Source organism: Ruegeria sp. CDSC054, from assembly GCF_059610645.1.
In genome coordinates this window covers 97,848-108,819 of sequence record NZ_JBXWOA010000001.1, presented here as the reverse complement: position 1 = coordinate 108,819, position 10,972 = coordinate 97,848, and the positions used below count along the sequence as shown (strand labels likewise).

Below are 10,972 nucleotides of genomic sequence, written 5' to 3'. Positions count from 1 at the left end.
CGCTTTGCCTTTCTGGTTTTCATCCCCCGAGAACGCCGATCGAGACGTTCTGGTACATACCCCAAAGTGACGTGATGACAATTGAGATCATGCCAATGATCTGGGTGTAAATCCTGCAGCGTACAAGGATCTTTGACACGCTTCCGAGCACCGGCTCGATGCCTTGCAACTTGCGCGCGGCGCGAATGTTGATCAGCATCACCAAACTCACGGGGAACAGCAACAAAAACACGGCCTGTGCAAATTCAACGCCATAGTAGAAACCCAACATCGCAAGCCCGGTAAAAAAGAAACAGCATAAAGCAAGAATAACCAGGCCTGACATATCAACGATGTAAAGCAGCCTGTTCCCATTGATCCGAACGATATCCAGCAGGTCCTGTTCGGACTGTCCGCCAACACGACGGGCACGTACAAGCAGATCGTAGGGAACCCCCATCGCCCAGTGGCTGGCCGACGACCAGAGCACCGCCAGCACGATCCAGTACCACAGATTCGAAAAGCTGCGCATGTCGATGAGTTCGAAAATCGAAGAGTGCAAATCCACGCATCAGCCCTTTGTTCATTGTCCTTGGGGCGTTCTTCGCGCAGGCGCGTCCAATGTTACCCTTGAGACCATCGGGAATTCATGCCACCCAATGCACGATTATTCAAGGAGAGCGCGACATGAAACCGACCATCGCCCCCTACCCCCTTACGCGATTTCGCCGGGCGCGCCAATCCGGCGCCATTCGTGGGTTGGTGCGGGAAAACGCGCTGACGACAGACGATCTGATCTGGCCGGTTTTTGTGCGCGATGGTGAAGGCATTGAAGAACCCGTACCTTCGATGCCCGGCGTTGTGCGGCGCTCGGTCGATCTGATCGCAAAGGCCGCAGTCGAGGCACAGGCTATGGGCATCCCGGCGATCTGCATCTTTCCCTACACCGATCCCAATCTAAAAACCGAAGATTGCGCCGAGGCGTGGAACCCCGACAACCTGTCAAACCGGGCCATTCGGGCAATCAAATCTGCAGCCCCTGATATTGCCGTGATGACCGACGTGGCGTTGGATCCCTATAACATCAATGGCCATGACGGCTACGTCGTCGATGGCGAGATTGTGAACGATCAGACTGTCGAGGCGCTGGTCAAAATGACACTGGCGCAGGCTGAGGCCGGCGCCGACATCATTGGTCCCTCAGACATGATGGATGGCCGCATCGGTGCGATGCGTCGCGCGCTTGAGACTGCGGGGCACCACAACGTGATGATCCTCAGCTATGCCGCCAAATATGCCAGCGCATTCTATGGTCCCTTCCGCGATGCAGTAGGCGCGTCAGGTGCGCTGACCGGTGACAAGAAGACCTATCAGATGGATCCGGCCAATTCGAATGAGGCGCTGCGCCTGATCGAACGAGATCTGACCGAAGGTGCCGACATGATCATGATCAAGCCGGGGATGCCATATCTGGATATCTGTCGGCGCGTGAAAGACACGTTTGGCGCGCCCACATACGCCTATCAGGTGTCCGGTGAATACGCGATGGTACAGGCTGCGGCGCAGAACGGCTGGATTGATGGTGAGAAGGTCATGCTGGAAAGCCTGCTGGCCTTCAAGCGCGCAGGCTGCGATGGAATCCTGACCTACTTTGCACCGCAGGTCGCACGCATCCTTCAGGGCTAAAACCCCGGACGGTCGCGACTTTTCGCCGATTGTGAACGCTGTTGGATCAGCTTTCCCGTGACACACGGACGCAATCGGCGTATTCTTGCACACAAGATCGGGAACACCCGACACTTCAGGCAGTTTATACAGAGAAAAAAACATGAGCAGTTCCAACTCTCCCCGACTAAACCGTCGTGGCTTTGCGCTTGGCATGGCCGGGCTCACACTGACCGCAGCATGCGGAAACGGTGTAGGCAATTCCAATGCGGCCCAGATCGACGCCCGTGTAAACGTGACGTTGAACGAAATGTTCAGCAAGTACCCCAACACCGTCGAGATCGCCAATAAAGCCGACGGCATGCTGGTGATGCCCCTGATCACCGAGGCCGGGTTCATCTTTGGCGGCGCATATGGCCAGGGCGCGCTGCGCATTAACGGTGCAACGGTAGACTATTACTCGGCCCTATCCGGCAGTGCTGGTCTGCAGATCGGCGCGCAACAATATGCGCACGTCCTGTTCTTCATGACGCAGGACGCGCTGGATGACTTCCGCCGCTCCAGCGGTTGGACGGCGGGTGCGGATATCGGCTATGTCGTCGATGCCACCGGCGACTCGCTCTCGACCGACACAACCCAATTGCGTAAGCCAGTGTTGGCCGCCGTTTTCGGACAGGCTGGTCTGAAATTCGGCGCGACCGTCGAAGGCACCAAGTACACGCGCATCATCCCCTGATACAGAATACCACCCCCCCCTTTGCCACGAACCCCGCCACATGTTCAAAACCATATGGCGGGGTTATTCATCTCAACATGTTAACTCAACGTTCGCGCGGCGTTCCTCTTTCGGTTGCCCGGTCCTTCCAGTAGGGTTCAGCCAATAATTTCTTATGGGGATATGGGGCGTTCATGGGTCTTGTCTTTCGCTGGCTGGTACGAATTGCTACGGGCCTGATCCTGTTGGCCGTTGCGGCTGTGGGCCTTGTCTACTTTCTGGCCAGCCAGTCCCTGCCGGATTATGATCAGACCGTCGAAGTCAACGGGCTGCGCGCCCCGGTCGAGATCGTGCGCGACACCGCCAATGTTCCGCATATTCTGGCCGAAAGCGACCCGGACGTGTTCTTTGGCCTAGGCTATGCCCATGCGCAGGATCGCCTGTGGCAGATGACCGTGATGCGTCGCACGGCGCAGGGCCGTTTATCCGAAGTGTTTGGCAAGCGCACTGTCCCCATCGACAAGCTCTTGCGCCGTTTTGACTTGTACAGTCTTGCCCACCGCTCGGTCGAGGTGCAGGACGATTACACCAAAGCTGCGCTGCGCGCTTATTCTGCGGGCGTAAATGCCCGGCTGGACGAGATCAATGAGAACGCATTGGGACGCGGCGCGCCCGAGATGTTTCTGTTCAACGCATCTGTTTCGCCGTGGCAGCCCGGCGACAGCATTGCGATCATCAAACTGATGAGCTTGCAACTGTCCGGCCATTTGAAAGATGAGGTCCTGCGCGCCCGCACATCCCTGATGCTGAACGATCCTCAGCGGCTGGCCGATATCCTGCCAGATGTGCCGGGTGCGGGCATCGCGGCGCTGCCGGAATATGCGTCTTTGTTCCCAGAACTACCGCGCTATGCCGAAGGCACGCCGATGCCAGACTCGCCGCTGTCACCATTCCCTAAACGCGGCTTGGCCGGGGCGTCGAACGCGTGGTCCGCCGCGCCTTCGCGTTCGGCGATCGGGGGCACCCTGCTGGCCAACGACCCTCATCTGGGCCTGACCGCACCGGGCATTTGGTACCTGGCACGGCTGGAGCTTGCCAAAGGCGGTGTCATCGGTGCAACCATTCCAGGCGTTCCCGCGATCATGACGGGCCGCAGTGACCGGCTGGGCTGGGGTCTGACGTCGTCTTACCTAGACGATCAGGATGTTCACATCGAACAGCTGAACCCTGAAAACTCAGAAGAATACCTGTCGCCCGAAGGTTATAAACAGTTCCGCTCGCGCCCCTCAATCATCGAGATTAAAGATGAAGCCCCAATCACACTGACCCTGCGCTGGACCGAGAACGGACCCGTCTTGCCCGGCAGCCACTACGATCTGGAAACGATCACCCCGCCCGGACACGTCGCGTCGTTGTCCTGGACGGCGCTCAGCCCGCGTGACACGTCGATGACAGCGTCGATGGCCTTGATGAATTCGGACAGTGTGCGCGAAGCCATCGATGTGGCCGAGCTGTTCATTGCGCCCTCGCAAAACCTGTCGCTGGTCGACAAGGACACGATCGGCATGAAACTAATCGGCGCAATGCCAAGCCGAGACCTTCGCAACCAAAGCCGCGGCCGTATCCCAACGCCCGGTTGGCTGGCCGAGAATTCGTGGCAAGGACGTTTGCCCTATGCGAACAACCCCGAGTTCGTGGCTCCGGCAGGGGGGATTTTGGGCAATACAAACAACAAGATCATCGACCGCCCCTTCCCCGACCATGTCTCGTATGAATGGGGTGATACGCAGCGCGTGCACCGTTGGGAACGCCTTATGCAATCGCGCGAGGTTCACACCCGCGACAGCTTTATCGAAGCGCAGCTTGATACCGTCAGCTTTACCGCCCGCTCGCTTCTGCCGCTGATCGGCGCCGATCTTTGGTTCACCGGAGCCTCTGCGCCCGACGGCACACCTGAACGCCAGCGTCAGGTCGCGCTGGCCTTGCTGGCCGAATGGAACGGTGAGATGAATGAACACCTGCCCGAACCGCTGATCTATGCCGCATGGTTGCGCGCGTTGCAGATCCGACTGATCTCGGACGAGTTGGGGCCGTTGGCTGCCGAATACAAACATGTTGAACCGCTGTTCATCGAACGGGTCTACCGCGATATCGACGGCGCCTCGGTCTGGTGCGACGTGCGCCAGAGCGCGCCAGTGGAAACCTGCACCGACATGGCCCGGTTGGCGCTGGACGACGCGCTGATCTGGATCAGCGAGAAATACGGTGGTTCGCTGGAATCGCTGCGCTGGGGAGACGCCCATCAGGCCACGCATGACCACCCGGTTCTGGGCACGGTTCCCATTCTGCGGTTCTTCGTCAACATCCGCCAATCCACCAGCGGCGGCGACAACACCCTACTGCGCGGACGGACATCAGGCGAAGGGCCCAACCCTTTCCAAAACGTGCACGGTGCGGGATATCGCGGTGTCTATGATTTTGCTGATCCCAACAGTTCGGTCTTTATCACGGCCACAGGTCAGTCGGGGCATTTCCTGTCGCGCTACTACGACGATCAGGCCCAGCTTTGGCGGCGGGGCGAATACATCCCGATGTCGCTGGACATGGATCTGGCCCGGGCTGCAGCGGTCGGTGTGACCAATCTGATCCCGCGCTGACTTCCACCACTTCGGCAGGACCTTGCCCCTTTTCTACCCCGCCGTGGACGCGTACCGGTGTTTTCGCCTACGATCTGTTGACCGACCATTCGGAACCGGGGGTAAAGATGGCCAGTTTTCGGGATATGATGAACAATCTCGCGCGCGATTACGCAATCGCATGGAGTTCGGGCGACCCAGAGGCAGTTGCCAGCTTTTTTGCGCCCGACGGACAGATCACAATTAACCGGGGTGAACCAACTGTCGGCCGTGCCGCCGTCGCAGACATGGCGCGCGGATTCCACATCAACTTCCCTGATCTGGAAGTGCGTTGCGACATGTTGCGTTGGGCCGGGCCACACGCCATTTTTGTCTGGACACTGGAAGGTCATCATTCCGAGACCGGCAACCACGTGGTCACACGTGGTTGGGAAGAATGGGAGCTGACCGAAGACAACGAAGTCCAATCTTCGCTTTTCTGGTTCGATGCAGACGACTATCAGCGCCAGATAGACGGGCAGTAGCGGACGCCCCGCCTAAACGCGCGTGATCTGATAGTCGCGCGAAATGCCTTCTGTCACCGGGAACCAGATCGAGGCTTTGGTGCGCGCCTGATGCGCGTCAAAGGCCGCTTGGTTCTCAAAAATTTCACGCACGTTGAAGCGACCGGGAATATCCGCGTCTTCTGTCACATCGAATGAGATGCACCCCGGCTCGGCCCGCGTCTGGGCGATGTGGTCCGGCAAAGCCTCCCGCACCTGCGTGATCCGGTCGACAGGCACGGAAATATGACCATGCAGAACCACCTTAGATTCTACCATCGTGACCTCACTTATCGATCAAAGCGCGGCGAACTGCGCCGCCTGTTTGTCGGTCCACAATACGGTGATCTGAAATCCGTCATCCGTCTGCTCTTCGGATTGAACAACGTCCTGACGGAACAGCCATGCACGCTTGTTGCCTTCGGCAAATGCCAGCGTCAGTACCGTTTCGTGCCGAACCCCTTGCAAATTAACCGCGATCTCGGCCAACAAAGGTTCGATGCCTTCGCCCGTCACGGCAGAAATGGCAAAGATCGACGGGTCGCGGTCGGCCCGAGCAAACGTGGCCTCGCGCTCATCTTCGTTCAACAGGTCGATCTTGTTCCAGACCTCAAGCCGGGGGCGTTCGTCATCTACGCCCAACGAGGTCAAAATGGTCTCGACATCCCGGGCTTGTGCCTCGGTGTCTTCATGGCTGATGTCGCGCACATGCACGACGATATCTGCGCCCAAAACCTCTTCAAGTGTGGCGCGGAAGGCCGCGACCAGTTCGGTCGGCAAGTTCGAAATGAACCCCACCGTGTCCGACAGAATCACCTCGGGACCATCGGGCAGTTCAACCCGCCGCATGGTCGGATCCAGCGTGGCAAACAGCATGTCCTTTGCCATTACCTCGGCCCCGGTGAGGCGATTGAACAAAGTTGATTTACCGGCGTTCGTATAGCCCACCAGCGCAACAATCGGATACGGCACCTTTGCCCGAGCAGCACGGTGCAAGGTCCGGGTCTTGATTACCTTCTGCAATTGACGGCGCAGGCGCACAAGCTGATCGTCGATGGCCCTTCGGTCAGCCTCGATCTGGGTTTCACCGGGACCACCGACAAACCCCAATCCACCCCGCTGACGTTCAAGGTGGGTCCAGGCGCGAACCAGACGCGTACGCTGATAGCTGAGCGCGGCCATCTCAACTTGCAGCACACCTTCACGGGTACGAGCGCGGTCGCTGAAAATCTCCAAAATCAACCCGGTCCGATCGAGGATTTTAACCTTCCAAGCCTTTTCCAGATTGCGCTGCTGAACTGGAGTCACGGGACCATCGATCAGAACCAGCTCGACCTCGGCGTCATGAAACCGTTCGCCCAGCTCCTCGATCTTGCCGGTCCCGAACAACAGGCCTGGCTGGGCACGTGGCAGACGCACAATATCGGACCCGATCACATCCAGATCGGGCAAAGCGGCAGCCAGTGCCACCGCCTCTTCCAACGCCGGTCCAGGGACACGGCGCTGTTCATCTGATTTGATTTCCGGATGCAGCACCCAAGCCCGGGTGCGCGTCCTGTCGTGTTCCATCAAGAGGCGTCTTCGCCCTCATACAGGTTGATCGGCTGCGACGGCATGATCGTTGAAATTGCGTGTTTGTAGACCAGCTGCGACTGTCCGTCGCGGCGCAACAATACGCAGAAATTGTCGAACCAGGTGATGACACCCTGCAATTTCACACCGTTGATCAGGAAAATTGTGACCGGGACCTTTGCTTTCCGTACATTATTCAGGAACGCGTCCTGCAGATTCTGTCTGTCCGAAGCCATATTATTATAATCTCGCCATTGTTCTTGCTACGCGCTGCGGACCAACGCGCTCCCTCTGGCAGAGTATGGAGTGTCGTTAACCGATATTCCAGATGAAAAATAAGGTGTCGGCAAAGGTGAGGATTCTTAGTCTCGCCAGAGGGTTGGCGTAATCAGCGCAATGATCGCCAAAGTTTCCAACCGTCCGATCACCATCGCTGCACACATGGTCAGCTTTGCGCCCCAGGGCAAATCGACCAGACGGATGGGAACATCGGTGGCCAGTTCAATCAACGGCCCGGTGGTGCTGAGCGCCGCGACGCTGAGGACCATCGCCTGTTCAAACCCCGACCCCATCGCGGCCAGCAGCAGATTGAACAGTGCTGCGGTCAAGGCGAACATCATCAGGAAGATCCAAGCGATAAAGGCTCCGTCGCTTTGAATGCGACGGTTACCGCCGCCAATGCCACTAACGGATGAGGGATAGATCAACCGATCAATCTCGCGCGCGCCATTGAGGTACAGGGCAAAGACCCGCAACAGTTTGACCCCACCCGCCGTTGTGGCCACCCCCCCTCCGATCAGGGCGAGACCCATCAGGATCAGCCCTGGCGTGCCAAGGCCGGACAATTGTTGCGCATCATTCCAGTTTGCGCTTTCGAATCCGGCTGTGGTCAGGAAGGACAACGCCGTAAAGATCATACCCCAGATCACGCTGAGTGCCTGAAGCGGTTCCAGCTGATTGCCGATTTCCAGAACGCCGGCCCAGACGCGCGCGAACAACAGTGCCGCGACGACACCCACAATCATCAAGCCAATCCGGAATTCGGGGTCTTGGTCCAGCCGGGAATAGCCTGTGGTCGCCGTATCGGTCGAAAACGTCAGCCGCGACAAGGCGAAGAACAGGAACAGAAACAGGATAGCTTCGCCTGTTATTCCGGCCTGCGCCCCCTCCAGCCCACCGACCGGAGAAATCCCCGACGTGGCCATGGTTGACATGGCGTGACACACGGCAGTCAGGCCGTTTTCTCCGGCGATCAGCAGCAGGATCCATATGGTTGCGGTCAGACCGGTATAGACTGGTGTCAAAGTCCGGGTCACACGGATCAGACGGCCGCGGGGGTCGACCTCTTCGCTTTGTGCAACGCCCGACACCGGGCGACCGGGCTGGCCGCGCGCCGTAATCTCGAACCCGCCCAGCGACAAGGGCGCCAGAATTGCAGCCGCAGCAATCCACATCAGCAAGCCGCCCATCCAGCCGACCAAAGCACGCCACAGGTGCAGCGGTGCGGTCAGGCGATCCGGGTCCGGAAACAGATCTGCACCGGTGGTGGTCACAGCACTGACCATATCAAAATACGCATTCAAAAAGGTGGTGGTGCCCAAGGCATCATGCAGCGGAATCGCCAGAAACAGCGGCAGAACGGTAAAACACCCCAGCAACACGGCCAGTTGCCCCAGCGTCCCACGTCGCGGCACCCGGTTTGATGCTGCCACAGCGATCGTGGATACCACGAACAGTCCCAGAAGGCCGGAATAGAAAAAGGATCGCGACGTGTCGTGATCATCCAAGGCCAGCGCGTAAATCGCTGGAATCCACATCGACAACGCAGCGATTCCCGAGATCAACAGAAACAGCGGCAATCGCTGTATCAAAGTGATCTGTTGTCTCAGAGCGCGCGCCATCAGAAGAAATCAATTGAAACCTGCATCAGGCGCTCGACCTCGGGCACGTCCTTGGCCATCGCAAAGATTGCCACCACGTCCTTTTCGTCGATCCGCAGGCTGCCTGTCGGGCGCAAAAGCTCATCGCCTTTTCGTACAGCGCCCACCAGAACGCCTTCGGGAAAATCGATATCCCGCAGCTTCTGTCCTGCCATGGGCGAGGTCGACAGCACCTCGGCCTCGATCACTTCCGCCTCGGCATCCCCGATAGAATACACCTGCCGCACCCGCCCGTGGCGAATATGGCGCAGGATCGAGCTGACAGTGGTTGCACGCGGGTTGATATAGGCGTCGATCCCCAGTGGGCCCATCAGGGCAACCATGCTGGGATCATTGATCAAGGCAATCGCCAAGGCACAACCTTCGGCCTTGGCCCGCACCGCAGCCAGCATGTTGGCACGGTCGTCATCGGTGACCGCCAACATCGCGTCGGCGCGCTCGATCCCGGCCTCGCGCAACAAAGCGGCATCCAGCCCGTCGCCATTCAGGACAATCGTCCGTTCCAGTGTTTCGGCGGCTATTTCAGCGCTTTGGCGATCACGCTCGATCACCTTGGCGCGCACGCGGCTTTCACGCTCTTCCAACGTCCGGGCCACTTCCAACCCGACATTGCCGCCACCAACGATCACGACGCGGTCCTGCTTTTTGTGGGTCTTGCCGAAAACCTCCATTGTGCGGTCCACGTCTTTGACATTGGTAAAGACATAGCATTCGTCGCCGACAAATAGCTGATCTTCGGATTCAGGCGCAAACAGCGTTCCATCCCGCCGAACACCGACAACGATTGAGCTGAGCGTCGAAAACAGGTCCGTGAGCTGCCGCAATGGCGTGTTCACGATGGGGCAATCTTCGTCAATACGGATGCCCAACAGCTGCGCCTGCCCATCCATGAACATCTCAGTATCAAAGGCGGACGGGGCCGAAAGGCGGCGCATGGCAGCAGCTGCGACTTCGCGTTCAGGGCTGATCACGACGTCGATGGGCAAGTGGTCACGACGGAACAGATCCGAATGGATCGCCTGCAAATACGATTTAGCCCGCAACCGCGCGATCTTGCGCTGGATGGAAAAGATCGAATGCGCCATCTGGCAGGTGACCATATTCACCTCGTCCGAATGGGTCGCCGCGATGATCATATCGGCATCCCGCGCGCCTGCGCGTTCCAGCACGTCAGGATAGCTGGCAAATCCGGCAATCCCCTGAACATCCAGCGTTTCCGTCGCCCGGCGCACCAGATCGGGATTGTTGTCCACCACCGTTACGTCATTCAGTTCGCCCGACAAGTGACGTGCGATCTGCCAGCCGACCTGACCGGCACCGCAAATGATGACCTTCATGTTTCTGGCCCTTCTGCCTGAAATCCTTGAATGACAGATGCCCCCAAAGCGGTCAATTGAATTGTCATTCGGGCGAAGCTGGGGCAAGATAACCCTATGAAATCAGTGCTTCACTTACTAATTCCTCTGACCGTCCTGTCCGCATGCAGCGGCCCACTTTCGCTGTACTACCGCGAAGGTGAAAGCGTGTCTCGCGCGCAGTCCGAGACCACGCAATGTCAGGTTAAGGCGGTAAATGACGTTCCCGTGGCTAATCAGGTGCGGCAAAGCCCGCCCACATACTGGCCGGGACGCACTTATTGCGACAACCGGGGGCACTGCTATCGCTCGCCTGGTTGGTGGGAACCCGGGCGCGTGTATACGGTCGACGTGAATGCCGGTCTGCGCAATCAGGTCGAGGCCCAATGCATGGCCAAAAAAGGCTTTCGTCCGATCAGCCTGCCACCCTGCAAACAGAGCGTAAAGTCTCAGGTTCCACCTGCGCGCACAACGAAACTGCCGCCGCTGGGAACCCAATCCTGCTATGTGAAATTCGACGACGGGTCGTTTCAGATCATCAACCCTGGTCAGGCAGGATAGTGCCCCG

At 58.5% G+C, this 10,972-nt stretch carries 11 protein-coding genes; 5 read left to right on the top strand and 6 right to left on the bottom strand.

The genetic code is table 11. The features are described 5' to 3' along the window. Positions 1 to 19 precede the first annotated feature (19 nt). Complete coding sequence (locus tag AC2FGC_RS00535) at positions 20 to 547, bottom strand: component of SufBCD complex (RefSeq protein WP_496723037.1); 528 nt, start codon at positions 545 to 547, stop codon at positions 20 to 22. A 119-nt stretch (positions 548 to 666) separates the two neighbouring features. Here AC2FGC_RS00535 and hemB point away from each other — a divergent pair, with 119 nt between their 5' ends. From hemB to AC2FGC_RS00515, 4 genes are all read left to right on the top strand, one after another. Continuing rightward, positions 667 to 1,665 (top strand): porphobilinogen synthase, encoded by a 999-nt coding sequence (gene hemB / locus AC2FGC_RS00530; RefSeq protein ID WP_496723039.1) that lies wholly within the window; start codon positions 667 to 669, stop codon positions 1,663 to 1,665. 142 nt (positions 1,666 to 1,807) lie between these two features. Beyond that, the gene (locus tag AC2FGC_RS00525) at positions 1,808 to 2,380 is read left to right on the top strand and encodes a lipid-binding SYLF domain-containing protein (RefSeq protein WP_058271789.1); all 573 of its coding nucleotides are present in this window, start codon (positions 1,808 to 1,810) and stop codon (positions 2,378 to 2,380) included. A gap of 173 nt (positions 2,381 to 2,553) precedes the next feature. After that, positions 2,554 to 5,016: a penicillin acylase family protein gene (locus AC2FGC_RS00520; RefSeq protein ID WP_496723042.1), complete on the top strand. Its 2,463-nt coding sequence runs from the start codon at positions 2,554 to 2,556 to the stop codon at positions 5,014 to 5,016. Between the two features lie 107 nt (positions 5,017 to 5,123). After that, on the top strand, positions 5,124 to 5,519 hold the full coding sequence (locus AC2FGC_RS00515; protein WP_496723044.1) for an SgcJ/EcaC family oxidoreductase: 396 nt from the start codon (positions 5,124 to 5,126) through the stop codon (positions 5,517 to 5,519). A gap of 12 nt (positions 5,520 to 5,531) precedes the next feature. Here the strand turns inward: AC2FGC_RS00515 and AC2FGC_RS00510 are convergent, their stop codons facing one another. The 5 genes from AC2FGC_RS00510 to trkA all read right to left on the bottom strand — a co-directional run bounded on the left by AC2FGC_RS00510 (position 5,532) and on the right by trkA (position 10,386). Further along, complete coding sequence (locus AC2FGC_RS00510; protein WP_496723046.1) at positions 5,532 to 5,816, bottom strand: putative quinol monooxygenase; 285 nt, start codon at positions 5,814 to 5,816, stop codon at positions 5,532 to 5,534. Between the two features lie 18 nt (positions 5,817 to 5,834). Further along, the gene (hflX, locus tag AC2FGC_RS00505; protein WP_108858469.1) at positions 5,835 to 7,106 is read right to left on the bottom strand and encodes a GTPase HflX; all 1,272 of its coding nucleotides are present in this window, start codon (positions 7,104 to 7,106) and stop codon (positions 5,835 to 5,837) included. Beyond that, positions 7,106 to 7,345, bottom strand: coding sequence for an RNA chaperone Hfq (hfq, locus tag AC2FGC_RS00500; RefSeq protein WP_005982826.1), 240 nt, complete (start codon positions 7,343 to 7,345; stop codon positions 7,106 to 7,108). Before hfq ends, hflX begins: the two co-directional genes overlap by 1 nt. A 126-nt stretch (positions 7,346 to 7,471) precedes the next feature. Beyond that, complete coding sequence (locus AC2FGC_RS00495; protein WP_496696568.1) at positions 7,472 to 9,010, bottom strand: TrkH family potassium uptake protein; 1,539 nt, start codon at positions 9,008 to 9,010, stop codon at positions 7,472 to 7,474. Continuing rightward, positions 9,010 to 10,386: a Trk system potassium transporter TrkA gene (trkA, locus tag AC2FGC_RS00490; protein ID WP_109311769.1), complete on the bottom strand. Its 1,377-nt coding sequence runs from the start codon at positions 10,384 to 10,386 to the stop codon at positions 9,010 to 9,012. Before trkA ends, AC2FGC_RS00495 begins: the two co-directional genes overlap by 1 nt. A gap of 96 nt (positions 10,387 to 10,482) precedes the next feature. Between trkA and AC2FGC_RS00485 the strand changes: the two genes are divergently transcribed. Further along, positions 10,483 to 10,965: a hypothetical protein gene (locus tag AC2FGC_RS00485; protein WP_113790140.1), complete on the top strand. Its 483-nt coding sequence runs from the start codon at positions 10,483 to 10,485 to the stop codon at positions 10,963 to 10,965. The last annotated feature ends 7 nt before the right edge of the window (positions 10,966 to 10,972 follow it).